The following is a 25,599-nucleotide window of genomic DNA, read 5'->3' as shown; positions in this document are numbered from 1 at the left end:
TGCGACCGTTGTGAGCCCTCGTCTAGCCTGGAGCAATGGTCCGGGTTCTGGCGGTCGCCGACGAGGTGGTGGACTCTCTCACCTACGGCGTCGGTATCGAGGGGCGCCCCGACCTCATCCTGGGTGCCGGCGACCTCCCGTTCGACTATCTCGAGATCCTGTCGACGCTGTGCGATGCCCCGTGCGTCTACGTTCCCGGCAACCACGACCGAGAGCTACGGGGCTACCGTCGCGGGCGCACCGGCTGGACCCGCGCGGGACTCCCCACCGAGGACCCGGGTCCGTGCGGCGGCATCAACGCCGACGGCCGCACGGTGACGGTCGCCGGACTGCGGATCAGCGGACTCGGCGGCAGCCGCTGCTACAACGGCGGGACCAACCAGTACACCGACATCCACCAAAGACTGCGATCGATGCGGCTGCGCTGCGGGAACGTCCTGTCGAAACCCGCCCTGGCCAACGGGGGCGGCACCGACATCCTGCTCACCCACAGTCCCGCCCGCGGCGTCGGCGACGCCGACGACACACCCCATCGGGGTTTCGACTGCTATCACCCGCTCGTGCGCGCATTGCGCCCGACGCTGCTCGTGCACGGTCACGTCCACCCCTACGGCAGCCGTCCGCCCGACCTACCGATCGGCGAGACGACGACGTCGATGAACGTCGTGGGCTTCTGCCAGTTCGACATCGATCCGGCGACGCGGAAGGTGGAGATCGTGAGGCGCAGACATGGCGCGTGACACCGGATTCCCCGAAGCCGACGCCGAATACGACTTCGCCCGGCTACGACGCCAGGCCGAACGCGCCCGACTCGCTCAGTGGTTCATGCGGCAACCCGCGGACGTCAACACCGTCCTGCCTTTCGACGAGGTCGTCGCCGCGCTCGGCGTGACGGGCAAGACCGTGCTCGGACTCCAGGTCGTCGAGGTGTCCTCGATCGTCGGAAGCGTCGACCGCACCAAGGATTTCGACCGTTACTTCCGCCCCACCTCGTCACACATGCGGGAGCGGTGGCAGCGGATCGCCGCCGCCCAGCGTCGGGGCGAGTCGGTGCCGCCGGTGCAGCTCTACCGGGTCGGCTCGATGCACTTCGTCATCGACGGGCACCACCGCGTGTCGATCGCCATCGCGCGCAACCTGACCACCATCGACGCCTACGTGACCGAGATCCACACGCGCATCTCACCGGAGGGCATCAACGCACCGTCGGACCTGATCCTCAAGGACCACCGGCGATTGTTCCTGTCGCGGGTCCCGCTCGAGGGAGCACAGGCCGAGGCGATCAAACTGACCGACGCCTTCGACTACGCCGAACTCGCGGAGAACGTGGAGGCGTGGGGTTTCCGGCTCTCCCAGGAGCTCGGCGAGTTCCTGAGTCGTACCGAGGTCGCCCGACGCTGGTTCGGTGAGGAGTTCCTGCCCGTCGTCCGCATGGCCCGCCGGGCGGGTATCCGCGACGACCTGACCAGCGACGCCGAGCTGTACATGTGGGTGGCCTGCGAACGCTATCGCCTGGTGCGTAGGCACGTCTGGGACGAGAAGGTCTTCGACGAACTGCGCGACCACTCCGACCGCAAGCGGCGGTAGTGGTCGCGCAGCGACGTGACGCGGACCCGGATCAGCGGCGGCGCAGCGACTCTCCCGAGCTCTGGTCGAAGACCGCCACCTTCGAGGCGTCGTAGAACAGCTCGGCGGTCGAACCGCGGGTGACCTTCGAATCCGGCGACAGGCGGGCGATGAGCTGGTTGCCGCCGAGATCCGCGCCGGAGTCGGCGGACAGTTCGGCGAGCGCGTCGCTCGACGCCCGGTTCGACCCGTTGCCGATACCGAAGTAGGCGTAGATGTCCGAGCCCATCGACTCCAGGACGTCGATGTTCGCGGTGAACGTCGCACCCTGACGGCGCGTGGTGTCGTCGACGAGGGAGGCGTCCTCGAGGTGCTCGGGGCGGATGCCGATGAGAACCTCACCGCTGCTTCCGACGTCACCGGCTCGCGAGACCACGGCGCGGTGATCGTCGAGGGCGATGGTGCCGATCGCGGTCTCGATGCCGTCCGTGCCCAGGCGACCCGACAGGAAGTTCATCGCAGGCGAACCGATGAACCCGGCGACGAAAACGTTGGTCGGGTTGTTGTACAGCTCCTGCGGCGAGCCGATCTGCTGGACGTGTCCGCCACGCAGCACGACGACGCGGTCGCCCAGGGTCATCGCCTCGGTCTGATCGTGCGTCACGTAGACGGTGGTGGTCCCGAGTCGCTGCTGCAGCTGGGCGATCTCGGTCCGCATCTGCACACGAAGCTTGGCGTCGAGGTTCGACAGCGGCTCGTCCATGAGGAATGCCTTGGGCGAGCGCACGATCGCGCGGCCCATCGCCACACGCTGACGCTGACCGCCGGACAGGTTGGCCGGCTTGCGGTCCAGGTATTGCCCGAGATCGAGGATGCGCGCGGCCTCATCGACCTTGGCGGCGATCTGATCCTTCGACAGCTTCTGCAGCGTCAGTGGGAACGCGATGTTGTCGCGCACCGTCATGTGTGGGTAGAGCGCATAGCTCTGGAAGACCATCGCGATGTCGCGGTCCTTGGGTGCGCGCTCGTTGACGCGCTCCCCGCCGATCCGCAACTCGCCCGAGGAGATGTCCTCGAGACCCGCGATCATGTTGAGCGTCGTCGACTTTCCACATCCCGACGGGCCGACGAGAATCACGAACTCGCCGTCGCCGATCTCGATGTCGACCCCGTGGACCGCGGTGGAGCCGTCCGGGTACTGCTTGGTGACCTTGTCCAGAACGATGTCTGCCATGGGTTATCCCTTCACGGCGCCGGAAGTCAGACCGGCCACGATTCGACGTTGGAAGAACAGCACGAAGATGATGATGGGGATGGTGATGACGACCGCGGCGGCCGAGATCGAACCGGTCGGTTCCTCGAACTGCGAGCTGCCGGTGAAGTTCGCGATGGCCACCGGGGCGGTGATCGCTCGTTCGGTCGAGGTCAGCGACAGGGCGAGGAGCAGGTCGTTCCAGGCGAAGATGAACACCAGGATGGCGGCGGTCACCACGCCCGGCGCGGCCAGCGGCGCGATCACCTTGCGGAACGCCTGCCACGGGGTGGCGCCGTCCATCTTCGCCGCCTTCTCCAGCTCCCAGGGGATCTCCCGGAAGAAGGCCGACAGCGTGTAGATCGCCAGCGGCAGCGCGAAGGTGATGTACGGCAGGATCAGGCCGGGCCAGGTGTCGAAGAGACCCAGCCGACGCTCGATGTTGAACAGCGGTGTCACCAGCGAGATCTGCGGGAACATCGCGATCAGCAGCGCCGCGCCGATGAGGACCTTCTTGCCCGGGAACTCCAGTCGGGCAACGGCGTAGGCGGCCATGGTGCCCAGGATCACCGCGATGAGGGTCGTGATCAGACCGACGCCGATCGAGTTGATCAAGGCCGAGGTGAAGGCGCTGGTCTCGAAGATCGACTTGTAGTTGTCGAGGGTGAACTCACTCGGGATGAACTTCCCGTCGGTCACGCTCGACGCCGGCTTGAACGACAGGCTGATGATCCACAGCAGCGGGATGAGTGCGTACAGGATCACCAGGATGTTGGCGATCGACCACCACGCCTTGGATTTTCCGCTCGAATTCACCGGATTACCTCCCCTCGTCGTCGGAACCCGGTGCGGCGGTGCCGAACCCCTTGATGAACACGAACGCGATGATCGCCACGCAGACGAAGATCAGGATCGAGATGGCCGATCCGACGCCCAGATTGAATGCGCCGAACAGGTTGTCATAGCCCAGCATCGACACCGAGTAGGTGTTGTTGGACCCGCTGGTGAGCACGTAGATGTTGTCGAACACGCGGAACGCGTCGAGCGTGCGGAACAGCAGCGCGACGAGGATGGCGGGCTTCATCAGCGGAAGGATGATGCGCCACAGGCGCGTCCATGCTCCCGCACCGTCGACCTGTGCGGCCTTCAGCAGGTCGTCGGGCACCAGGGCCAGACCCGCCAGCAGCAGCAGCGCCATGAACGGCGTGGTCTTCCAGACCTCGGCGAGGACGATGATCGCCAGCGACGGCCACTGTTCGGTCAGTGGCGCGCTGCCGTCGGGCAGCAGGTTGGCCAGGTAGCCGGTGCCCGGTGTCCACGCGTAGTACCACGAGAACGCCGCGGCCACGGTCACGATGCCGTATGGGATCAGGACCACCGTGCGGATCGTGCCGCGTCCGAAGATGGTGCGGTGCATGACCAACGCGATGGCCATGCCCAGGACGAGCTCGATGAGCACCGACACGACCGTGATGCCCACCGTGACGCCGAAGGCCGTCCACCAGTAGTTGTCGGTCAGCACCGTCGCATAGTTCGAGAACCACACGAACTCGCGCTCGCCGGGTGCCGACAGACTCATCTTGTTCAGCGACAGCCAGACCGCGTAGATGATCGGGTAACCGGTCACCAGCAGCATCATCAGCGCGGCGGGCGCGACGAGCCAGAAAGCGAGTCGCCGTTCGGCGGTCTTGCCCTCACTCCGCTTGCGGGGCTTCGGTTCGGCCTCGGCGCGGGAGCGTTCGGCGACCGCGGTGGCGGCCCCCGATGACGGTGCGATGCCGACGGATCCGGGACCCGACCCCACCGGGTTCGCCGCCGACGACGACGCCGACGGATTCGAACCGGTGGCTGCCTCGTGGCGGCCTCCCGGAGGGGCCTTCCACAGCTCGTCGGAGTAGACCGGCGGGCTGTCCCCCACTATCGGGATCGGACCGGTCTGGGCCGGCGCATCGTCGGGCAACGCGTGACGGCCGGCACGGAACGTGGACTCGTCCGCGGAGTCGTCCTCGTTCGGCCTGAGCCCGGGCGTGTTGTCGTCGGTCACGGAACCAACCCTTCCCCGTCGATTGCCTTCTGGACGGCCTCGGCGAGTTCGTCCACCAGTGTCTCCGGATCCCACGCCCCGACCGGGCTCAGCTTCGCCTGTAGCAGGGTCGAGATGGCCTGATAGTCAGGCGACTTCGGGCGGACCGCGGCGTGCTCGGGCTGGAGCTGCCGCTTGATCTCCTCCGCCATCGGGTAGGCGAGGCGGAAATCGGCGTCGTCGTAGATGGATTCGATCACCGGAGGCGGACCCGCGTTGAGCGAGAAGTTCTTCTGCGAGGCCTCGCTGGTGATGCACTCGGCGGCCTGCCAGGCCAGGTCCTGCTGCTCGGACGTGCTGGCGACGGCGATGTTGATGCCACCGAGGGTCGTCTTGGTCGGCAGGCCCTCGAAGCCGGGGTACGGCGCGAAGTCGAAGACCTTCTGCATCTCGCGGTTGAGCGGGATCACGTCCCGATCGGACGGCGGGTTCGCACTGTCGGCGTACAGGTTCGCGTACTGCGTCAGGTCGAGGAACGGCACGGCACCCGCAACCGCGTTCTCGCGCATACCCGGGAACACGAAGGGCCAGTTGACCTCATAGAGGGCCTTGCCGCTCTCCATGCCCAGTCGGGCCGCGCCCTCGTCGGAGTTGGTCAGCGACGGGTCGGCGCCCGGCGCGGTGGCCACCGCCTTGAGCGTGCGAAGTGCGCGGACCGTGGCGGCGCGATGTTCCGGGGTGTCGTTGAGGGTCACCTTGTCGGGGTTCTCCGGGTCGACGACCTGGCCGCCGGCGCTGACGAGCACCGAGTTGAACCAGACCATCAGGCCCTCATACTGCCTGCCCTGCACCATGATGTAGGTCGGGCCGCCGTTGCGGCCGCTGACCAGAGCGTCCTCGAGCATCCCGTCCCACGTCGAGGCGGGGCGCCGGCGATCGACCTTGTCCTCGAGGACATCCTTGCGGTACCAGAGCAACTGGGTGTTGGTGGAGAACGGGATCGCGTAGAGGCGTTCGCGCTCATCCTCATCCGTCTTCCACACCGCGGTGTCGAGGGGGCCGCCGAGCGAGCGCGCGGAGACCTCTGCGGCCATCGCGTCCGGCACCGGGACCATCCAGCCGGCGTCGGCGAACTCCGCGGTCCACACCACGTCCATGCCCATGAGGTCGAGCCCGGAGTCGTTGCCCGCGAGGCGACGGGCCAGCTGCAGTCGCTGATCGTCGGCACCCTTGGGCAGCGGCGTCGTGACGACCTTGTAGGCGCCGCCGGAATCGGCCGAACACTTGTCGCCGATCGCGGCGAAGGTGTCGGCACCGTCGGCCGGCGGATAGAAATTCAGCACGCCCGCTTCATATCCCGAGCCGCACGCCGACAACACGGGGAGCGCCGCGGCCGCGGCAACAGCCGCCGCGAGAACCTTTCGCCTTACGCGACTTGCGGTTCGAGAACCGGGCGGGCCGCCCTCCAACCGGGAACCCCCCGATCGGCCAGTGCGGCCCGTTCCATCATCAGTGCTGACCCTGCTCCGCACGCAGCCTCCTCGATGTCGTACGCGGCAAACACCCGAGGTGCTCCGCCGTGAGCGTCCGAGGTGCAACGCTATACGTCACGATTCGTGACATGCAACACATTCGGCATGGGCGTGCCACTCCCATGTCGATTGTGATCGCGCCGTGTCCCTCTGCGGCAGGAATCTCACATCGTCAGGCGGGCGAGCATGTCGCGCGCTTTCCCTGCGCTTTTCGGGTCGCAGAGGACGTCGTAGCGTCCGGCGACCAGTTGCATCGTCGACGCGAAGTCGCGCTGTCCGCGGGTCGCGGCGTACGGAATCGTCGCCGAGATCACACCGAAGACCATGCCGCCCACGATGCCGGCGATGATCGGCCCCAGCGGCGAGCCGGTGAAGACGAGGGCGACGAGGCACCCGAAGAAGAAACCGAGCCAGGCACCGGACACCAGACCGCCGCCGATCACCTTGCCCCATGTGAGGCGCCCGATGACACGCTCGACCTGCATGAGGTCGACGCCCACGATGGTGACGTCCTGGACCGTGAAGTTCTCGTCGGACAGGTAGTCCACCGCACGCTGGGCCTCGGCGTAGGTGCTGTAGGAGCCGATCGGCCAACCCTTGGGCGGGGTCGGCAGGCCCGGCGTCTCCCGGCTCGGGCGCATGGGATTCGTCATTCTCGGGACCTCCCTCGTGGAAGTGAATCGACGGACATCGCGGCTGATCCATACTCGCCGACGACGTTCGCCGAACCGTTGGCACTACCCTTACTCCCATGTCGTCGGTGAGCAAGGTGTTCGTGGCCAGATTAGTCGGATTGGCCGTCCTTGGTCCCGATGGTGAATCCATCGGGCGGGTCCGTGACGTGGTGATCTCGATCCGATTGTCAGGTCAGCAGCCGCGCGCACTCGGCCTCGCTGTCGAATTGACCACCCGCCGAAGGATTTTCGTCCCGATGCTGCGCGTGACGGGCATCGAGCCGCGCGCGGTGACCCTCAACACCGGAACGGTGAGCCTCCGGAAGCTGCACCTGCGCCCCGGCGAGGCCCTGGCGATCGGCCAGATCCTCGACACGCGGGTCCGTGTCACCGACCCCGATCTCCCCGAACTCGCCGACGCCGACGTGACCGTGGTCGATCTCGGCATCGAACGCACCCGCACCCGGGACTGGGTCGTGTCGCGGGTGGCAGTCCGCGCAGGCCGTCGTGGGCTGCGCCGGCGTCACGAGACCCACGTCGTGGAATGGTCCAGCGTCCAGGGGATCACGCAGTCCTCCCTCGATCTGCCGGGACAGGGCGTCGCCCAGGCGCTGATGCAGTTCGAGGGGATGCGTCCGGCCGACGTGGCCAACGCCCTGCGCGAGCTGCCGCCGAAGCGACGCGGCGAGATCGCCGCCGCACTCGATGACGAACGGCTCGCCGACGTGCTGCAGGAGCTGCCGCCCGACGACCAGAAGGCGATGCTCACCGCGCTGGGCCGCGACCGTGCGGTCACGATCCTCGAGGAGATGGACCCCGACGACGCGGCCGACCTTCTCGGCGAGCTCCCCGACACCGAGGCCGAGGCGCTGCTAGAGGAGATGGACCCCGAGGAGTCCGAACCGGTCCGGCGACTGCTGCTGCACTCCCCCGACACCGCCGGTGGTGTGATGACCTCCGAGCCGATCATCGTCACGCCGTCGACCACGATCGCGGAGGCACTCGCCCGCGTCCGCAACCCCGACCTCACCCCCGCCGCGGCGAGCATCGTCTTCGTCGTGCGGCCCCCGACGTCCACGCCGACCGGTAAGTACCTCGGTTGTGTCCATCTGCAGGCGTTGCTGCGGGAGCCGCCCGCCCACCTCGTCGGCGGCATCCTCGACACCGACCTCGCCCGACTGCACCCCGAGGACTCGTTGGAGACGATGACCCGCTACTTCGCGACCTACAACCTCGTCTGCGGCCCCGTCGTCGACGAGGCCGGCCACCTGCTCGGCGCGGTCAGCGTCGACGACCTCCTCGACGAGATCCTGCCGCGCGACTGGCGTGAGACCGAACCCGACGACGTCGACAAGCCGACCGGCGCCGGCGCGCAGGTGAGGATCCGATGAGCGAACAGGGCGGACGCAAGCTCGACACCCCGAGCACGCGGCGCACCATCTCGTTCAATCTCGACTCCGACGTGGTCGGGATGTACAGCGAACGTGTCGCGCGGTTCCTCGGAACCGGCCGGTACCTGGCCATCCAGACCGTGGTCGTGATCGTGTGGATCGCGCTGAACCTGGTCGCGGTGACGATCCGGTGGGACCCGTATCCGTTCATCCTGCTGAATCTGGCGTTCTCCACGCAGGCGGCCTACGCCGCACCGCTGATCCTGCTCGCGCAGAACCGCCAGGAGAACCGCGACCGGGTCGCGCTCGAAGAGGACCGGATGCGGTCGGCGCAGACCAAGGCCGACACCGAGTTCCTTGCTCGTGAGCTGGCCGCCGTACGTCTGGCGGTCGGCGACACGGTCACGCGCGACTACCTGCGCAAGGAGCTCGACGACCTGCTCGACGAGCTGACCGAGCGGCTCGCCGCACGCGCCGCAGAGGGCTCGGCCGATGCGGACGGCGACGACCGATCCCATTGACGAACCGTCCCCAGGTCTCGTCCGAAACCGCTCGACACCGCTCCGTTATGTCACTCCAGTAACTTCTCTCCCATGAGTTTGCCGCCGTAACTTTTCGCATCGCAGCGACGAAGTGAGTGACGACGAGCAAATGCGGAGTTCGCCATTGGGTCATCAGACCCGATATGTATGGTGGGTCACAGTTCGGCCGGAACCGGGTGTCGGTCACGATTCCGGAACCGGTCGGGTGTATTCGCTCTCGGCTCCAGGCCGTGCGGCCAGGAGCGGGCAATCACTTCGTCCTCGGGGGCAGACGTGTGGTGTTTTGACAACGGAGTACATGTGATCGTGCAGTCGGGAACGAAGAGCCGGATGGCGAGCCATCCGCGGGGATCGGTGGTGAACCGCCCAGTGCACACGGAGACGGGCCGCGCGGCGAACAGGCGCACAGCACACGACGGTGGTCGTCGGTGAGCCCGCTCAACCTGGTGCGGCGCCGTCGCGGGCCGCAGCGTCCCCTGCACTTCCCCCGCCGGGCCGCGACCATCGTCGTCGGTGGCGCCCTCGTCGGCACCATGGTGCTCGGCACCGCGTCGTCGAGCGCCCATGGCGTGCTCGCCGCGACGAACCCCGAACCCGAGGCCCCGGTCGTCGTGGCCGACGTCGTGCCGGGTTCGCCGGTCACCCTGCTCGGATTCGCACCTCCGCCGGAGAAGCCCGCCGCCGCGCTGCCCGCTGCACAGTTCCGGATCGCGAACGATCTCCCCTCCGGTCCGCTCGGCATCCCCGGCGTGGTCCTGCAGGCCTACAAGCTCGCCGCCAACCGGGTCGGCGCCGAGAGCCCGCAGTGCAAGCTGCCCTGGTTCCTGCTCGCCGGCATCGGCCGCATCGAGTCCAACCACGCGAGCAACGGGTCGGTCGACCAGTACGGCACCACGATCAACCCGATCGCCGGTCCCGTACTCGACGGTTCGCTGGCCGGCAACGCCGTCATCAAGGACACAGACGGCGGCCGTATCGACGGAGACCCGGGCCACGACCGTGCCATGGGCCCGATGCAGTTCATCCCCAGCACCTGGGCGGCGTGGGGCTCCGACGCCAACGGCGACGGCAAGGCCGATCCCAACAACGTCTTCGACGCCACCTACTCCGCGGGCCGCTATCTGTGCGCCGGCGTCAGCGACATCATGGCCGAGGGCACCCGCGTCGCGGCGGTTCTCCGGTACAACCGCTCGATGGAGTACGTGGCCAACGTGATCGGCTGGGCCACCGCCTACGCCACCGGCGTCATGCCCACCAACCCGATCCCGGAGGCCAAGCGCAAGGCGTCGAGCTCCAAGAGCAGCAAGAGCAAGTCGAGTTCGTCGTCGTCCTCGTCGACGCCGCCGTCGGGTCCGTCCTCCTCGTCCCCGTCGGTGCGTACGCCGGCACCGCCGCCGCAGAACTGCTTCATCGTCTGCCTGCCGCCGATCACCCTGCCCGGACAGGCACCGCCGCCCACCAAGAAGCAGGCGCCGCCCACCAAGAAGGCGCCTCAACCGAACCCGCGCGTCGGAGTGCCGGGAGCCGCCGCGACATCGGTGCCCGTCCGCTGATCCGGTCTCTCGCGGCCGGCCCGGGACCACCATCGGGGTCACCCGGTGACGCCGGTACGCTGGAGCAGATGACTACAGGAGTTGCGCCCACGGAATCGGCAGTTCGCGCCGCCCTGGGCAAGGTCAAGGATCCGGAGATCGGCAAACCCATCACCGACATCGGGATGGTCAAGTCGGTGAAGATCAACGACGATGCGAGCGTCGACGTCGGGATCTACCTGACGACGTCGGGATGCCCTCTGCGGACCGAGATCACCCAGCGCGTGGAGAAGTCCGTCGCCGATGTCGCCGGGGTCGGAGCGGTCCGCGTCGAACTCGACGTCATGGACGACGAGCAGCGCACCGAATTGCGCAAGAAGTTGCGCGGAGACAAGGCCGAACCGGTCATCCCGTTCGCCCAGCCCGGGTCACTGACCCGCGTGTACGCCGTCGCGTCCGGTAAGGGCGGCGTCGGAAAGTCCAGTGTCACGGTCAATCTTGCGACCGCGCTGGCCGAGCGCGGGCTCACCGTCGGTGTCCTCGACGCCGACATCTACGGTCACTCCGTGCCGCGGATGCTCGGCAGCGACGCCAAGCCGACGCAGGTGGAGCGGATGATCATGCCGCCGATGAACCACGGCGTGCGGTTCATCTCCATCGGCCAGTTCACCGACGGCAACACCCCGGTCACCTGGCGCGGGCCGATGCTGCACCGCGCCCTCCAACAGTTCCTCGCCGACGTCTACTGGGGCGACCTCGACGTCCTCCTCCTCGACCTGCCGCCGGGCACCGGTGACGTCGCGATCTCGATCGCACAGCTGATCCCGGGAGCGGAGATCCTCGTGGTCACCACCCCGCAGCAGGCCGCCGCCGAGGTCGCCGAACGCGCCGGTGCGATCGCGCTGCAGACCCGCCAGAAGATCCTGGGCGTCGTGGAGAACATGTCCTGGCTCGAATTGCCCGACGGCACCCGCATGGAACCGTTCGGCTCGGGTGGTGGCGAGAAGGTCGCCGAGCGACTGACCCGTGCGGTCGGCGCTCCCGTCGAGCTGCTGGGTCAGGTGCCGCTGGAGACCGCCCTACGCGAGGGCGGCGACGCAGGTGTCCCGGTGGTGCTGTCGGCCCCCGACTCCCCTGCGGGATCGGCACTGCGGGCGATCGCCGCGAAGCTGGCGGTGCGCAAGCGTGGACTGGCCGGCATGAGCCTCGGGCTCGACACCGTGCGTCACTCCTGAGCCGCTCAGGTCAGGTCGCGTCCCAGTCGGTGACGGCGGGACGACGACCGGACCGGCGTTCGACCGGAGCGCCACCCGAGGACGACTCGGACGAAGGTGTGTCGGTGTTCTTGTCGAGCGACATCGGCGCCGACACCGGTTTGATCGGCGGCACCGGGGTGGTGCTGCGATCCACGGTCGTGGCGTCCTCACCCAGCCGGAACAGCGAGTCGTCGCCGTCGAGCAGATGCTTGGTGACAATCGAACGCGGCGTCATTCCCCGCAGCTCGTTGAGGTCGGCGAGCGGTTTGCGCAAGTCCTCGAACTCGGGCCCGAGCTCGTCCTTGAGCTGGTTGGTCGCGCCGGTCGCGTAATCGCGGACCTTGCGCAGCGACTGCATCGACCACGACACCGCGCCGGGGAGTCGTTCGGGGCCGAGGATGACGAGGGCCGCCACGACCAGGATCGCGATCTCGCCCCATCCGATACTGCTGAACATCTACCTCGTCCCGGTGTCAGTCGCTCTGCGGCGTGATCTTGCCGTTGAACGTGCGCCCGTCCCGCCAGTACTGGAACGGGATCTCCTCACCGATCTTCGCGGTCCGGACCGCGACATTCAACTCGTCGGCGCTCTCGATCGGCCGTCCGTTGAACGAGGTGACGACGTCGTTCTCGCGGACCCCTGCGCGTTCGGCCGGTCCGCCGGACACCACGTTGCGCACCTGCGCGCCCAGGACCCGCTCGTTGCGGACCGAGCTGGCGTTGATGCCGATCTGGGCGTGGTTGACCTTGCCGTCGCGGATGAGGGCCTCGGCGATGGGCTTGGCCTCGTCGATCGGGATGGCGAAGCCGAGGCCGATGGAACCGCCGCCGGCACCGAGCCGACCTGCGGTGTTGATCCCGACGACCTTGGCCTCGGCGTTGACCAGGGGGCCACCGGAGTTGCCGGGGTTGATGGCGGCGTCGGTCTGGATCGCGTCGATGACCGCGTCCGTGTCGGACTCGGCGTCGGGCGTGAGCGCCACCGCACGGTTGGTGGCGCTGACGATGCCGCTCGTCACCGTCCGGTTGAGGCCGAGTGGCGATCCGAAGGCGACGACCTCCTCGCCGATCTGCAGATCGGCGGAGCTACCGAGGACCGAGACGGTGGGATTCTTCACGTTCTCGACCTTGAGCACCGCCAGGTCGGTCTTAGGGTCACGCCCGACGATACGAGCGGCAACCCGCTGACGGTCGAAGAAGATGACCTCGAGCTTCGCCGCCTTGTCGTTCGCGGCCATCGAGATCACATGGTTGTTGGTGAGGATGTACCCCGCTTTGTCGATGACGAAGCCCGAACCGGTCGAGTAGGCCCCGGAGGCGCGTACGTCGATGGCGACGACGGACTTCTCGACGGCCCGCGCCACCTCGGCGATCGATGAGCGCGGTGCCGATCCGTCGCCGGAGTCGTTGGTGGACAGCTCCACCGAATCGGTGGTCAGCGGGGCCGCGACCTCTGCGGTCCAGCGTCCCATCAGGCCGCCGACGAGAGCGATGAGCAGGGCGATGATCGCGAGCGTCGCAAGAGCGCTCCAGCTGATCCGGTTGCCCAGCAACACATCTCGAACACCGAGTTTGGGTCCGGGGTCGGTGGCCGGGGCCGACGACGCGGTCGGCAGCGCCGGGTCGACGAGTCGCGCCGGGCTCTCCGGATCGCGCCAGGGATCATTGCCGGGCGGCTCGTCCTCGGTCTGGCCGTAGGAGGCGAGGGGGTCGCGCTGGAGGGTCTCGTCGGAACCCGGCGGGCGGCCGAAGGCCTCGGCGAGCACCGGGTCCGGATCGGCGACCTGCGGCTGCGGCGCGGAGTGGCTGTTCGGCGTGGTCGCAAAGGAGCCGCGAACTCCCGAGGGCCGGCCGAAGACCTGCGCGGTCGACGGCGACACCGGGGAGTGCCGTGCGCGTCCGGGTGTCAGGCGTTGGGGTGTTCGGGGGTTCTTCGCAGCGCGCGAACTGCGCGTCACCACCGGGAGTCGAGGTGTCCTCGCCCTGCGGTCCGGTTCCGTCGGCCACGTTCACCGACCCCGACGGCGAAAGTTGCGACCGCGACCCGTGTCACGCATGAGCGGGTTCGCGGGCGGGCGCATCGCGTCTCGGGCGCCGGGAATGCCGTCGGTCGGGGTGTCCGAGCCGAGATCGATCTCGCGGGTCGGGATCTGGGAGAGCGCGCCGAGCAGGGACGCGGGCACCGAGACCTGACCGGACTCGCGGAGCCGGGTGCGGGCCAAGGACTGGGCGTCGACGGCTGCCACGCATTCCGGGCAGAGCGCGAGGTGGTGGGCGGCGCGGGCGTGAGCCGACATGCCGAGCTCACCGTCGACGAAGGCGGCGACCGCCTCGGGGGCGAGATGTTCGGTCGGTGCGAAGCGACGCCCGCCGGCAGTGCCGGGCGCGCGATAGCCGCGGTTGGGCAGGAAGGACGAGGGGGCCGGGGTCCAGGAGTCGGTGCTCCAGGAGGATCGCCGGCGACGAAGATTGGGGGTGGGGGGCTCGATACCGCCGCCCCGCGTCGGACGCCCGCGATCGCCGTTCATCATCGTCGGTCACCCCTTTCCACGACGTGTCCGTCGCAATCCGGTCTCAGCCTGCCGAGTCTGTACGCCACGGTACTCACCGTCGGCGGACTGTGCCGCCGCGTAAGGCGTGCACGCAACGTCTCAGCCTATCCGAGTCAGACAACGACGCTCGTCGGCTCGTGGTTCCCGGACCCCGCGAGAGAGTCGGCGACGTGAGGTGTCCGACGATCGACCGACGCCGGAATGACGTGTCAGGAGTGCACGCCGATGGCGACGGAACGGCTGCTGGTGTGGCCCTGGGCGGCCAGCGCGTCGCGGATGCTCTGGCGGCCTCGGTGAATTCGGCTGCGGACGGTGCCGAGCTTGACACCCAGCGTCGCGGCGATCTCCTCGTAGGAGAGACCCTCAATGTCACAGAGGACGACGGCGGCACGGAAGTCGGGTGCCAGGGAGTCGAGGGCGCGCTGCAGATCGGGATCGAGGTTGGTGGCGTCGAAGATCTGCTGCGGGTCGGGGGTGTCGGCCGGCACGCGGTCGTACTCCTCCGGCAGCGCCTCCATGCGGATCTTGCTGCGGCGGCGGACCATGTCGAGGAACAGGTTGGTGGTGATGCGGTGCAGCCAGCCCTCGAAGGTGCCGGGTCGGTAGTTCGACAGCGACCGGAACACCCGGATGAAGGTCTCCTGGGTGAGATCCTCGGCGTCGTGCTGATTTCCCGACAGCCGGTAGGCCAGGCGGTAGACGCGGTCGGCGTGCTCGCGCACCAGTTCGTCCCATGACGGCATCAGCATCTCGTCGCCGGTGGCGTCGAAACCTGCCGTGCCCGCCGGAACGGCAGGCACGTCGTCGATGGAATCGCGGGAATCGGTCATGGTGGGTGGTCGGTTCCTCTCTCGTGAACACAGCCCGGTGACCCAGAGCACTCACCGTGTGGAACAACGTCGCACCGATCGGGTATTCCCCGTTCCGCAGGCGTTCACACCAACCTGGATCGGAAACACCGTCAACCGGACGCCCTTACCCTCTCCTACCGGAGTGTGGTCGCCGTATGAGTCGGCTGAGTGTTCCCTGAGGATGTGGAGCGACCCCGATTCGCGCAGGTCGGCGTGCCATGTCCGAGTTGGACCGAGCTGCGGCTAACCTCGACGCGTGACCGAGTCAACCCCGTCCGCCGGCCCCGATCTGATCGCCTACGCCGAGTCGGCGATCGTCGAGGACGATGCCGTCATCGCCGCCCGTGCCCGCGCGGAGGAACTGGGCGCCGCGCCCGTGAGCCCCGCGGTCGGCGCGCTGCTCGCGCTCCTCGCCCGTACCGCAGATGCCAAGGCGGTCGCCGAGATCGGAACCGGCACCGGCGTCAGCGGCCTGTGGTTGCTCAACGGCATGGCCGCCGACGGGGTCCTGACCACCATCGACCCCGAGCCCGAACACCACCGAGCTGCACGGGCGTCGTTCGCCGGGGCCGACATCTCCCCCGGCCGGACTCGCCTCATCAACGGCACGCCCAAGGACGTGCTGCCCCGCCTCTCCGACTCGTCGTACGACCTGGTCTTCATCGATGGCCCGCTGCTGGACCTGCCGCGGTTCGTGACCGAGGCGGTCCGCATGCTGCGCGACGGTGGCGTCGTCGTGGTGCACAACGCGACCGCCGACGGCACCGTGGGCGACCCGTCCCGCACCGACCCGCCGACCGCGGCCGCCCGTGAGGCGGCTCTGCTCATCGCCGACGACGAGCGCCTGCTGCCGGTTGTCATCCCGCTCGGGCCCGGTGTGCTGGCTGCCGTCAAGACGCGCTGACCCGAACACGTCCCACCCTTTTTCGGCAGGTGCTCCCCCTGTGTGAGGGTGCTGTACTTGCCGAAAAGAGTGGGTTCCGCGATTTCTAGACGTCCGTCGAGAAGCGGATTCCGTTGTCGGGGATCTCGATCCCGGGCCATACGCGGGCGCCGCGCAGGAGTTCGCAGCGCGCACCGATGTCCGCCCCGTCGCCGACGACGGTGTCGCGGATCAGTGCCCGCGGGCCGATACGTGCACCGAAACCGATGATCGAGCGTTCGACGACCGCCCCGGCCTCGATGACCGCGCCGTCGAAGACCACCGCACCGTCGAGGCGTGCGCGCGGGCCGACCTCGGCTCCGCGGCCGACGACGGTGCCACCGATGAGCAACGCACCCGGGCCGACGCCCGCGCCCTCGTGGACCAGCGACTCACCGCGCCGGTCACCGAGTGCCGGTGACGGCGCAATGCCGCGAACCAGGTCGGCCGAGCCTCGGACGAAGTCCTCCGGGGTGCCCATGTCGCGCCAGTAGGCATGGTCGACATGCGCGTGGACGTGCTTGCCCTCGGTGAGCAGACGCGGGAACACCTCGCGCTCCACCGACACGGGCACGCCGTAGGGGATCGACTCGATGATCTCGCGCTCGAAAACGTAGGTGCCCGCGTTGATCTGGTCGGTCGGCGGGTCCTGGGTCTTCTCCAGGAAGGCGGTGACCCGGCCGTCGGCATCGGTCGGCACGCAACCGAATGCGCGCGGATCGCTGACCCGGACCAGATGGATGGTGACGTCGGCGTCGGCCTTGCGGTGGGTGTCGATGACGTCGCGCACGTCGGTCCCGCCGAGCACGTCGCCGTTGAAGACGACGATGGTCTTGGCGGTCAGCTCGTCGAGGACGTTGCGGATGCCGCCACCGGTGCCGAGCGGCTCCTCCTCGGTGACGTATCGCATATTCAGTCCGAGCTTGGAGCCGTCACCGTAGTACTCGCTGAATGTCTCGGCCTTGAACGAGGTGCTGAGGACGACGTCGCGGATGCCGGCGGCGTGGATGCGCGACAGCAGGTGGGTGAGGAAGGGCAGGCCCGCGGTGGGCAGCATCGGCTTGGGCGCCGAGAGGGTGAGCGGACGGAGTCTGGTGCCCTTGCCGCCGACGAGGACGACCGCTTGGACGTCCTCGGCGACCGGACCCGATCCCCCGACGGATTCACTCCCCACCGAGTCGCGCACGGTGTACTGATCCACTTGATCGGTCCCTTCTTCCTGATGATTGGTACTCACTTCAGCACCTATCCGTTGTTTTCGCTCGTCGGGGTGTCCTGAGCCGACAGCGCGCGGCGGGCGGCGCGCACCGCGAGACGGGAACGCACGGCCAATCCGGCCCGCAGCGCCAGCCGCAGGGGTGCACGTAGAACGCCGGGGTTGCGGTCGGCCTGGAACCGGTAGGCGCTCTCGTGGTGCGCGGGCAGCATCTTCTCCGGGTGCCGGCCCGCGCTGTGCCCCTTGGTGTGCACGATCTCGGCGGAGGGCACGTAGACGTTCTGCCAACCGGCCTTGCCGAGTCGGTCGCCGAGGTCGACGTCCTCCATGTACATGAAGTACCGAGGGTCGAAGCCGCCGACGGCGTCGAAGGCCTCGCGTCGCATCAGCAGGCACGAGCCGGAGAGCCAGCCGACGGCCCGTTCCGACGGGGCCTCGTCGTCGGCGCGGTAGGCCGCGGTCCACGGGTTGGACTTCCACACCGTGCCGAGGATGGCGTGGCCGGTGCCGGAGACGAGGTCTGGGACACGACGCGCAGACGGATAGACCGAGCCGTCGGGTTCGCGGATCAGCGGGCCGAGCGACCCGGCACGCGGCCAGCGCTCCGCCGCGGCGAGCAGCTCGTCGATCGAGCCGGGCTTCCACTCGACGTCGGGGTTGGCGATGAGCACGAACTCGATGTCGGGATCGAGTTCGGCGACCCCGCGGTTCATCGCGCGCCCGTAGCCGAGGTTGCCGCCGGTGCGGACCAGCGTGACGGACTCGTAGTCCTGCTCGGCCTTCTCGGGCGCGCCGTCGTCGGAACCGTTGTCGGCGATGATGACCTGCGGCATCACGTCGGTCACGGCGTCGAGACTGCGGAGAAAAGTCGCGAGGTGATCACCGGAGGAGTAGGTCACCGTGACGACGGCTAGCTGAGCGGGCACCGGCTCAGGGTAACGAACCCTCTGAGGCGGCGATCGACGCGTGCAGCGCGGCACGCCAGTCCCGCAGCGGGGTCAACCCCGCCGCGGCCCAGGAACGTCCGGAGAGCACCGAGTAGGCCGGGCGCGGTGCCGGGCGCGGGAACTCCGCCGTGGTCGTGGGCAGCACGCGTGACCGTTCGGCGCCGACCTCCTCGAAGACGGCTGCCGCGACGTCGAACCAGGTCGCGCGGCCCGCGTTGGTGGCGTGCAGGACGGCGCCGGTGACGCCGGCGCGGGGCCCGGCGGCCACGAGTTCCCACAACCCGTCGGCGAGGTCGATGCAGTACGTGGGTGAACCGAGCTGGTCGTCGACCACCGACACTGATTCGCGCGACTGCTCGAGGCGCCGCATCGTCCCGACGAAGTCGCGGCTCTCGGGACCGCCGGTGTACACCCAGGCGGTGCGCACGACAGTGGCGCGCGGGTCCGCCTCGAGGACCGCGCGCTCGCCCGCGAGTTTGGTCGCCCCGTAGACGGTGGCCGGTTCGCCGCTCACGTCGTCGGGCTCGTAGCCCTCGGGGCGGTCGGAGTCGGGTGCGGCACCCGGGAACACGTAGTCGGTGGAGATGTGGATCAGCCACGCCCCCGCGGCGGCGGTGTGGGCGGCGAGCACGGCGGGACCGGTGACGTTGACGCGGCGGGCACCGTCGAGATCCGACTCGGCGCCGTCGACGTTGGTGTAGGCGGCACAGTTGACGACGACGTCATCGGGGCCCAGGTCGCCGAGCGCGGCACCCACCGAAGTCTCGTCGGCGATGTCGATGTCGGCCGAGGTCAGGGGCCGCCACACCACGGAGTCGGGTGCCTGCGCCGACCTCCCCTGGAGTGCGGTGCCGAGCTGACCGCCGGCGCCGACGATGTACACGGTGGGGGTGCTGGGCGTGACACGCATGCGCACCATCGTGCCGCAGATGCCGGTGGGCCACGACTCCGCCGTCGACCACGTGACGACCGCTACTCGACTCCTCGGCGTTGCGTTCTCGAATTCGCGAATCACTTCAGTAGCCTGGCGACAGCACAACACCAACTTTCACTCCTGCACCGACAATCCCAGGGCGCGGACTACCGGGCGCCACCGTCGAGCAGCATGACGACCTCGAAAGGGACCGCTGACCAGTGGATTCACCATCCGACGGCGCACGTGGGCGGCCGCGCCCCCGGCGTGCGGTACCGCCGGAGCCGGGAAACCGGCGCACTCCGGATGCCGACAACGGCCGACGGCCCGTGCGCGGCGAACGCGCTGGTGAACCGGGACGGCCTCCCCAGGGTGCCCGCCCGCGTCCCGTGGACGCCGAGGCGGCCGGTCCCCGACGCCGCGTGGTTCGGCGTGCTCCCGAGCCGCCGACACGAGCCGACTCCGCGCAGCGTGCCCGACGTCAGCCGCCCCCGGAACGGATTCCCGCCCGGGACGTAGAGGGGATGCCCCGACGACGCCCCGCAGACGAGCGTGATCCGCGACGGCGCGTACCCCCGCAGGATCCCGCCTCGCCCCGCCGTCCGCGTCGCACCGACGAGCCTCTCGGGCGACGCTCCTCCGGCGAGATCCACACGCGCTCGAAGCCCGCCGAACGTCAGCGAGCCGCCGCACCGCAGGACCCTGCCCGCAAACGCCGGCCCCGACCGGACGCCGAGCAGGCTCCGGCGAAGAAGAGCGCCGCGAAGAAGGCCGACCCGACGAAGGCGGCAGGTCCGCGGAAGGCAGCGTCTCCGAAGGCCGGCGCGCCGAAAACAGCCCCTCCCAAGGCGACTGCCGGTGAGGGCCCGGTCAAGACCGGCGCCCCGAAGAAGGGCGCGCCGAAGTCCGGAACGCAGGAGACAGGTACACCCGCGAGGGCTGCGGCCGGCGCTCGGACACCCCAAGAAGCGCCGGCCGGCAGCCACCGCCGGTGCCACCGCGGTGACCGAGAAGCTCTCGGTGAGTGAGGGATCCACCGCAGCCACGACGCCGTCGACCGCACCGCCCGGCACCTCGTCGCGCCGACGCGCCCATTGGGCGTCGGGAGCCGGGTGGGGTCGAGCGCTGATCGCGATCGCATCGGTGGCCGTGCTGCTGTGCACCGGTTACGCCTGGAACACGATGTCCGACCTCGAGACCCGCATCACGCAGCTCGGTGGCCTCGGCCTGGGCGGCGCGAAGGACGGCGCCGTCGACATCCTGTTGGTGGGCACCGACTCCCGCACCGACGCCAAGGGCAACCCGCTCTCGCCGGAGGAGATCAAGCTCCTCCGTTCGGGCGAGGAGGTCGCCACCAACACCGACACCATCCTGCTGGTGCGAATCCCCGAGGACGGGTCGTCGGCCACCGCGATCTCGATCCCGCGCGATTCCTACGTCGACGTGCCGGGAATCGGCATGAGCAAGATCAACGCCGCCTACGGCACCACCCGCGAGGGCGTCCGCGCCCGCGCCGTCGAAGCCGGGCAGTCGCCCGAGGAGGCGGAGAAGGAAGGCACCCTCGCCGGCCGGAAAGCGTTGGTGGACACCGTCGCCAATCTCACCGGCGTCCAGGTCGACCACTACGCGGAGGTCGGTCTGCTCGGCTTCGTCCTCCTGACCAACGCCGTCGGCGGCATCGACGTCTGCCTCAACGCGCCGGTCCGGGATCCGTTCAGCGGCGCCCGATTCCGCAAGGGTGTCCAGACGCTCAACGGCCCCCGCGCCCTGAGCTTCGTGCGCCAGCGTCACGGACTCCCCCGCGGCGACCTCGACCGCATCACGCGGCAGCAGGCCTTCATGGCGTCGCTGACCCAGAAGGTGCTCTCCGCAGGCACTCTCACCGACCCGGGCAAGCTGTCCGAGATGCAGAACGCGGTGGCGCGCTCCATCGTGATCGACGACGGCTGGAACATCATCAGTTTCGCCGAGCAGCTCAAGGATCTCAGCGGTGGACGCGTGAAGTTCGCGACCATCCCGATCGTGACCGAGCAGGGTTGGAGCGAGGACGGTCTGCAGTCCGTCGTCGAGGTCGATCCGCAGGCGGTGAAGACCTACACCAGCGATCTCCTCACCCCGAAGCAGGCGGGCGGGGACACCCAACGCGGCGACTTCAAGGTCGACGTCGTCAACGCCGGCACGATCGACGGACTCGGGTCGAATGTCGCCAACATCCTGACCAACAAGGGTTATCAGTCCGGGGAGACCTCGAGTGGCAAGGCCGACACCCGGGACTCGGTGGTCTACGCCAAGGAGAACGGCGACGCCGCCCGACTGCTCGCGAAGGACCTCGGCGGCGTGAAGGTCGTCGAGGACCCGAATCTCGCCGACGACCAACTCAAGGTGATCCTCACCAACACCTACGCCGGCCCGGGCGGGCTCGGCGACACCGGCGACCAGACCGACAACACCCCGGCCAGCGAGCGCGTCGGCAACAAGCGGCCGCCGATCACTGCCGGGACCAAGGGGCCGATGTGCGTGAACTGACCACACCGAACACCGTCGCCGACGCGATCTTCGGTGCGGTGGCCGATCATTCGCGCCCGCTGCTGACCTACTACGACGAAGCGACGGGCGAGCGAACCGAGCTGTCGGCGGCCACCCTCGGCAACTGGGCGGCCAAGACCGCCAACTATCTGACCGACGAGATCGGTGTGGGTGCCGGGGATGTCGTCGTGGTGGATCTGCCGGAGCACTGGCAGACCGCCGGAATCGTGCTGGGCGCACTGTGGTCCGGCGTCGACGTTCATCTCCCGGGACCGGACGCCACCGAGGTCGCGTCGGAACCGCTGGTGGTCTTCACCTCTCGCGACCGGCTCGACGAACATCCCGACGCCGACGAGGTCGTGGTGGCATCACTCGATCCGTTCGCCCTGCCGCTGCGTGATCTCCCACCCGGGGTCGGCGACTACGGCAGCGTCGTGCGGGTCCACGGCGACCAGTTCGTCTCCCGGTCCCCCGCGGTCGAGGCGCTCGACGGCACCCCGACCGCCGAGGTGATCAGCGAGGCCCGCACGGTGGCCGAGCGCGACGGCGTCGCCGCCGGTACCCGGGTGGTGTCGACGCGCCCCTGGCACACCGCGTCCGGCGTTCTCGCCCATCTCCTCGCGCCGATGATCGCCGGCGGCAGTCTCGTGCACGTCGCCAATGCGCCCGCGGAGCGGGTGATCGCGATCGCCGAGGTCGAGAAGGCCGGCGTCGTCCTCGCCGGATGAGTTCTCGATAACCGCAAATGCCGCACGGCCCGCGGGATCGCACCGAATCAGGCACAGTGGGCACATGCGACTACCTGACGCACTGGCCCGGTTCAACAAGATCGTCACCAATCCGATCCAGAGGATGTGGGCGCCTCACCTGCCACCGTTCGCCATGGTCGAGCACGTCGGCCGCAAATCCGGGAAGACCTATTCGAATCCGGTGCTGGCCTGGGTGGACCGTGACAAGCTCACGATCGTCCTCACCTACGGCAGGCACACCGACTGGGTGCGCAACGTGCAGGCGGCGGGCTCGTTCACCATCGTCCGTAAGGACAAGCGCTACCGGGTCACCGGACCCCGCGTCGTGCCGTCGGACTCCCCCGACCTCGCCGGTGGCGCGAAGATCTTCGCGAAACCCTTCGAGTCGGCGCTCCTCGGCACCCTCCACAAGGACTGACCCGCGATGGCCGACGATCCGCTCGACGACTTCACCGCCGAGGACGTGACCCTGCGCGGCGACACCCGCCGGATCTACCGCAAGGGCACGGGTCCCGCCGTCATCGTGATCGCCGAGATGCCGGGCATCAGCCCGAAGGTGGCCCATGTGGCCCGAAGCATCGCAGATCTCGGCGCGACGGCGGTCATGCCGTCGCTGTTCGGGATCGACGGCCAGGACCCGCGACCGGACAATCTCGGCCGCGTGGGAGCGGTGCGCAACATGCTGGGCACGATCACCAGAACCTGCATCACCCGCGAATTCACCATTCTCGCAACGGGAAAGACCTCACCGATCGCAGCGTGGCTCCGCGAGCTCGCCGCCCACGAGCACAGCCGCTGCGGCGGACCCGGCGTCGGCGCCGTCGGAATGTGTTTCACCGGCGGCTTCGCACTGGCGATGGCAACCGACGAACGGATGCTGGCGCCGGTGCTCTCCCAGCCGTCGCTGCCGTTCGCGGTGCTTCCCGGGCGCGCCCGCGCGATCGACGTCGACGCCGCAGATCTCGCCAAGGTACAGGCGCGGTGCGCTCGAGGTCTCGAGGTGATGGGTCTGCGCTTCGCCGGCGATCAACTCTCGCCGCGGTCGCGATTCGCCCATCTCCAAGAGCTTCTCGGCGACTCGTTCATCGGTATCGAACTCCCCGACGACACGGCGAACCCGGATTCGATGTTCCCCCGACCACATTCGGTGCTGACCGAGGATCTCTACGACGAACCCGGGCAACCCACCAGAGACGCCTTCGACCGGGTGATGAACTTCTTCACCGACAAACTCGGCCTACCGTCCACCACTCCGGAATCGTCTGCCGGACAGGGCTAGTCGCCGAGCAGCTCCTGCTGCAGCGCGGCGTCCTTGTCGAGGACCATTTGTTCGAGGCCCTTCTGGAACGACTCCATCCGTTCCTGCAGGGCGGGGTCGGACGAGGCGAGGATGCGTACGGCGAGCAGCCCGGCATTGCGCGCGCCACCGACCGAGACGGTGGCGACGGGCACGCCCGCGGGCATCTGCACGATCGACAACAGCGAGTCGAGGCCGTCGAGGTGTCGCAGCGGCACCGGCACACCGATGACCGGGAGCGGGGTCGCCGAGGCAACCATGCCCGGAAGATGTGCTGCCCCACCGGCTCCCGCGATGATGACCTCGATGCCGTTGGCGGCCGCGCCGGCGGCATAGTCGAGCATCCGCTGTGGCGTGCGGTGCGCGGAGACGACACCCACCTGGAACGGCACGTCGAACTCGGCGAGCGCCTCCGCGGCGGCCTTCATCGTCGGCCAGTCGGAGTCGGAGCCCATGATCAGGCCCACGCGGGGACCCCGGAACTCTGCGGTCTCACTCATGAATGCACATCCCATCCGTCGGTCCACGTCGCGTGCGACATCCACTGCGCGGCACGCTCGGCGCGCTCACGCACCGATTCCATCGATTCACCCTGGCGGCCGACGACGTTCACGTGGCCGATCTTGCGGTCGCGACGCTCGCCCTTGCCGTACAGATGCACCTTCGCCTCGGGCATACGCGCCATCAGGTGGTGCAGCCGCTCGTCCATGGACATCTCCGGGGCGGTCGGTGCGCCGAGGATGTTGGCCATCACGGTCAGCGGCGAGGTCGGTGCGGTGTTGCCCAGCGGGTAGTCGAGGACGGCACGCAGATGCTGTTCGAACTGTGAGGTGACGGCGCCGTCCATCGTCCAGTGACCGCTGTTGTGCGGACGCATCGCAAGTTCGTTGACGACGAGTTCGCCGTCGACGGTCTCGAAGAGTTCCATCGCCATGACCCCGACCACGCCGAGTTCGTCGGCGAGGCGCAACGCCATCTGCTGGGCCCGTTCGGCGACCTCGTCGGAGAGATCCGGTGCAGGCGCGAGCACGACGGCGCACTGGCCGTGACGCTGGATCGTCTCCACGACCGGCCACGCGGCGCCCTGCCCGAACGGGGACCGGGCGATCATCGCCGACAGTTCTCGGCGCATCGGCACCTTCTGCTCGGCGAGCAGGGCCGGTGCGTCGGACGGGTACTCGTCGAAGACCGCGAGAGCCTCGTCGGCGCCGTCGACCAGCCACACCCCGCGCCCGTCATATCCACCGCGGACCGCCTTGACGACGATCTCCCAGTTGTTGGCCTTCCCGAACTCGATGAGACGGTCACGGGCGGCGGCGCGGTCGCCGGCGAGATCGGCGAACGCCGGTACCGGCAGACCCAGCTCGGCCAGCCGCACACGCATGGCCAGCTTGTCCTGGGCGAAGTGCAGCGCCTTCGACGGCGGGAGGACCGCCACCCCTTCGGCTTCGAGCGCCTGGAGATGCTGCAACGGCACACCCTCGTGGTCGAAGGTCAGTGCGGCGGCACCCGCGGCGGCGCGGCGGAGGTCGTCGAGGTCGTCGTGCGAGCCGAGGACGATGTCGGCGCTCACCTGCGCGGCCGGGTCGGACGCGGAGGCGGCGAGGACACGCAGACACTGTCCGAGGGCGATCGCGGCCTGATGGGTCATCCGGGCGAGCTGTCCGCCGCCGATCATCGTGACCTTCGGCATACCCGACGCCGCACCGGCACCACGCGCCGGTTCGGGAGTGGGTGGCACCGCGGAATTCGAGGTCACAGGCACGGGCACAGGCGCTCCATCCGGCTCGCGTGGATTCACGCGAACCATCGTGGCACGTCGGCTCTGTCATCCGCACAACCGCCCGGAGAACTGTCC

At 68.8% G+C, this 25,599-nt stretch carries 26 protein-coding genes and 1 pseudogene; 13 read left to right on the top strand and 14 right to left on the bottom strand.

Annotated features, from left to right (window positions below):
- Positions 1–35 precede the first annotated feature (35 nt).
- Both RVF83_RS14715 and RVF83_RS14710 read left to right on the top strand, forming a co-directional pair.
- The gene (locus RVF83_RS14715) at positions 36–740 is read left to right on the top strand and encodes a metallophosphoesterase family protein (RefSeq protein WP_005196263.1); all 705 of its coding nucleotides are present in this window, start codon (positions 36–38) and stop codon (positions 738–740) included.
- Positions 730–1,587, top strand: a complete 858-nt coding sequence (locus RVF83_RS14710) for a hypothetical protein (RefSeq protein WP_005196261.1) — start codon at positions 730–732, stop codon at positions 1,585–1,587. The genes RVF83_RS14715 and RVF83_RS14710 overlap by 11 nt, the downstream gene beginning before the upstream one ends.
- Positions 1,588–1,618: 31 nt before the next feature.
- Here RVF83_RS14710 and RVF83_RS14705 read toward each other — a convergent pair whose 3' ends face one another.
- The 5 genes from RVF83_RS14705 to RVF83_RS14685 form a co-directional block, all read right to left on the bottom strand.
- Positions 1,619–2,800, bottom strand: coding sequence for an ABC transporter ATP-binding protein (locus RVF83_RS14705; RefSeq protein ID WP_005196259.1), 1,182 nt, complete (start codon positions 2,798–2,800; stop codon positions 1,619–1,621).
- A gap of 3 nt (positions 2,801–2,803) precedes the next feature.
- Entirely contained in the window at positions 2,804–3,634 is an 831-nt protein-coding gene (locus RVF83_RS14700) for a carbohydrate ABC transporter permease (protein WP_005196257.1), read from the bottom strand.
- 4 nt (positions 3,635–3,638) lie between these two features.
- Positions 3,639–4,862 carry a carbohydrate ABC transporter permease gene (locus RVF83_RS14695; protein WP_005196255.1) on the bottom strand — a complete coding sequence of 408 codons (1,224 nt, stop codon included), beginning with the start codon at positions 4,860–4,862 and terminating at the stop codon, positions 3,639–3,641.
- Positions 4,859–6,310, bottom strand: a complete 1,452-nt coding sequence (locus RVF83_RS14690; RefSeq protein ID WP_174351876.1) for an extracellular solute-binding protein — start codon at positions 6,308–6,310, stop codon at positions 4,859–4,861. Before RVF83_RS14690 ends, RVF83_RS14695 begins: the two co-directional genes overlap by 4 nt.
- A gap of 227 nt (positions 6,311–6,537) precedes the next feature.
- Positions 6,538–7,026 (bottom strand): general stress protein, encoded by a 489-nt coding sequence (locus RVF83_RS14685; protein ID WP_005196244.1) that lies wholly within the window; start codon positions 7,024–7,026, stop codon positions 6,538–6,540.
- A gap of 98 nt (positions 7,027–7,124) precedes the next feature.
- Between RVF83_RS14685 and RVF83_RS14680 the strand changes: the two genes are divergently transcribed.
- From RVF83_RS14680 to RVF83_RS14665, 4 genes are all read left to right on the top strand, one after another.
- A complete protein-coding gene (locus RVF83_RS14680; RefSeq protein ID WP_039880130.1) occupies positions 7,125–8,438 on the top strand; it encodes a magnesium transporter MgtE N-terminal domain-containing protein in 1,314 nt (437 codons plus the stop codon).
- Entirely contained in the window at positions 8,435–8,959 is a 525-nt protein-coding gene (locus RVF83_RS14675) for a DUF1003 domain-containing protein (protein ID WP_005196239.1), read from the top strand. Before RVF83_RS14680 ends, RVF83_RS14675 begins: the two co-directional genes overlap by 4 nt.
- 449 nt (positions 8,960–9,408) lie before the next feature.
- On the top strand, positions 9,409–10,533 hold the full coding sequence (locus RVF83_RS14670; RefSeq protein WP_005196237.1) for a lytic transglycosylase domain-containing protein: 1,125 nt from the start codon (positions 9,409–9,411) through the stop codon (positions 10,531–10,533).
- Positions 10,534–10,601: 68 nt separating this feature from the next.
- A complete protein-coding gene (locus RVF83_RS14665) occupies positions 10,602–11,747 on the top strand; it encodes an Mrp/NBP35 family ATP-binding protein (RefSeq protein ID WP_005196236.1) in 1,146 nt (381 codons plus the stop codon).
- Between the two features lie 10 nt (positions 11,748–11,757).
- Here RVF83_RS14665 and tatB read toward each other — a convergent pair whose 3' ends face one another.
- The 4 genes and pseudogenes from tatB to sigE form a co-directional block, all read right to left on the bottom strand.
- Entirely contained in the window at positions 11,758–12,225 is a 468-nt protein-coding gene (gene tatB, locus RVF83_RS14660; protein WP_005196234.1) for a Sec-independent protein translocase protein TatB, read from the bottom strand.
- A 16-nt stretch (positions 12,226–12,241) separates the two neighbouring features.
- Positions 12,242–13,781, bottom strand: a pseudogene (locus RVF83_RS14655) (trypsin-like peptidase domain-containing protein).
- Complete coding sequence (locus RVF83_RS14650) at positions 13,778–14,299, bottom strand: hypothetical protein (protein WP_005196231.1); 522 nt, start codon at positions 14,297–14,299, stop codon at positions 13,778–13,780. The pseudogene RVF83_RS14655 and the gene RVF83_RS14650 overlap by 4 nt, the downstream one beginning before the upstream one ends.
- A gap of 230 nt (positions 14,300–14,529) precedes the next feature.
- Positions 14,530–15,150 (bottom strand): RNA polymerase sigma factor SigE, encoded by a 621-nt coding sequence (sigE, locus tag RVF83_RS14645; RefSeq protein WP_005196228.1) that lies wholly within the window; start codon positions 15,148–15,150, stop codon positions 14,530–14,532.
- A gap of 277 nt (positions 15,151–15,427) precedes the next feature.
- On the opposite strand from sigE, the gene RVF83_RS14640 reads away from it, so the two are divergent.
- Positions 15,428–16,075 carry an O-methyltransferase gene (locus RVF83_RS14640; RefSeq protein WP_005196226.1) on the top strand — a complete coding sequence of 216 codons (648 nt, stop codon included), beginning with the start codon at positions 15,428–15,430 and terminating at the stop codon, positions 16,073–16,075.
- Between the two features lie 85 nt (positions 16,076–16,160).
- On the opposite strand, the gene RVF83_RS14635 is transcribed toward RVF83_RS14640, so the two are convergent.
- The 3 genes from RVF83_RS14635 to rfbD are packed head-to-tail and all read right to left on the bottom strand — an operon-like array spanning position 16,161 to position 19,175.
- Complete coding sequence (locus tag RVF83_RS14635; protein WP_005196224.1) at positions 16,161–17,294, bottom strand: sugar phosphate nucleotidyltransferase; 1,134 nt, start codon at positions 17,292–17,294, stop codon at positions 16,161–16,163.
- Between the two features lie 44 nt (positions 17,295–17,338).
- On the bottom strand, positions 17,339–18,235 hold the full coding sequence (locus tag RVF83_RS14630) for a glycosyltransferase family 2 protein (protein ID WP_005196222.1): 897 nt from the start codon (positions 18,233–18,235) through the stop codon (positions 17,339–17,341).
- 4 nt (positions 18,236–18,239) lie between these two features.
- Positions 18,240–19,175, bottom strand: coding sequence for a dTDP-4-dehydrorhamnose reductase (gene rfbD / locus RVF83_RS14625; RefSeq protein WP_168432666.1), 936 nt, complete (start codon positions 19,173–19,175; stop codon positions 18,240–18,242).
- Between the two features lie 186 nt (positions 19,176–19,361).
- On the opposite strand from rfbD, the gene RVF83_RS14620 reads away from it, so the two are divergent.
- The 6 genes from RVF83_RS14620 (at position 19,362) to RVF83_RS14595 (ending at position 23,723) form a co-directional block, all read left to right on the top strand.
- Positions 19,362–19,688, top strand: coding sequence for a hypothetical protein (locus tag RVF83_RS14620; protein ID WP_005193745.1), 327 nt, complete (start codon positions 19,362–19,364; stop codon positions 19,686–19,688).
- A gap of 5 nt (positions 19,689–19,693) precedes the next feature.
- Positions 19,694–20,197 carry a hypothetical protein gene (locus RVF83_RS14615; protein WP_341261944.1) on the top strand — a complete coding sequence of 168 codons (504 nt, stop codon included), beginning with the start codon at positions 19,694–19,696 and terminating at the stop codon, positions 20,195–20,197.
- Positions 20,190–21,695 (top strand): LCP family protein, encoded by a 1,506-nt coding sequence (locus RVF83_RS14610; protein ID WP_341261943.1) that lies wholly within the window; start codon positions 20,190–20,192, stop codon positions 21,693–21,695. The genes RVF83_RS14615 and RVF83_RS14610 overlap by 8 nt, the downstream gene beginning before the upstream one ends.
- Positions 21,683–22,423, top strand: a complete 741-nt coding sequence (locus RVF83_RS14605; RefSeq protein WP_005193740.1) for a TIGR03089 family protein — start codon at positions 21,683–21,685, stop codon at positions 22,421–22,423. Before RVF83_RS14610 ends, RVF83_RS14605 begins: the two co-directional genes overlap by 13 nt.
- A gap of 64 nt (positions 22,424–22,487) precedes the next feature.
- On the top strand, positions 22,488–22,862 hold the full coding sequence (locus RVF83_RS14600) for a nitroreductase family deazaflavin-dependent oxidoreductase (protein WP_005193739.1): 375 nt from the start codon (positions 22,488–22,490) through the stop codon (positions 22,860–22,862).
- A 6-nt stretch (positions 22,863–22,868) separates the two neighbouring features.
- On the top strand, positions 22,869–23,723 hold the full coding sequence (locus tag RVF83_RS14595; protein ID WP_005193727.1) for a dienelactone hydrolase family protein: 855 nt from the start codon (positions 22,869–22,871) through the stop codon (positions 23,721–23,723).
- On the opposite strand, the gene purE is transcribed toward RVF83_RS14595, so the two are convergent.
- Both purE and RVF83_RS14585 read right to left on the bottom strand, forming a co-directional pair.
- A complete protein-coding gene (purE, locus tag RVF83_RS14590) occupies positions 23,720–24,241 on the bottom strand; it encodes a 5-(carboxyamino)imidazole ribonucleotide mutase (protein ID WP_005193725.1) in 522 nt (173 codons plus the stop codon). The genes RVF83_RS14595 and purE overlap by 4 nt on opposite strands.
- Positions 24,238–25,419 (bottom strand): 5-(carboxyamino)imidazole ribonucleotide synthase, encoded by a 1,182-nt coding sequence (locus tag RVF83_RS14585; RefSeq protein WP_005193713.1) that lies wholly within the window; start codon positions 25,417–25,419, stop codon positions 24,238–24,240. The genes purE and RVF83_RS14585 overlap by 4 nt, the downstream gene beginning before the upstream one ends.
- Positions 25,420–25,599: the final 180 nt, after the last annotated feature.

The sequence above is a fragment of the Gordonia rubripertincta genome, assembly GCF_038024875.1.
Classification (GTDB): domain Bacteria; phylum Actinomycetota; class Actinomycetes; order Mycobacteriales; family Mycobacteriaceae; genus Gordonia; species Gordonia rubripertincta.
The sequence above is the reverse complement of the archived record's forward strand: the minus strand, read 5'-3'. Positions and strand labels throughout refer to the sequence as shown.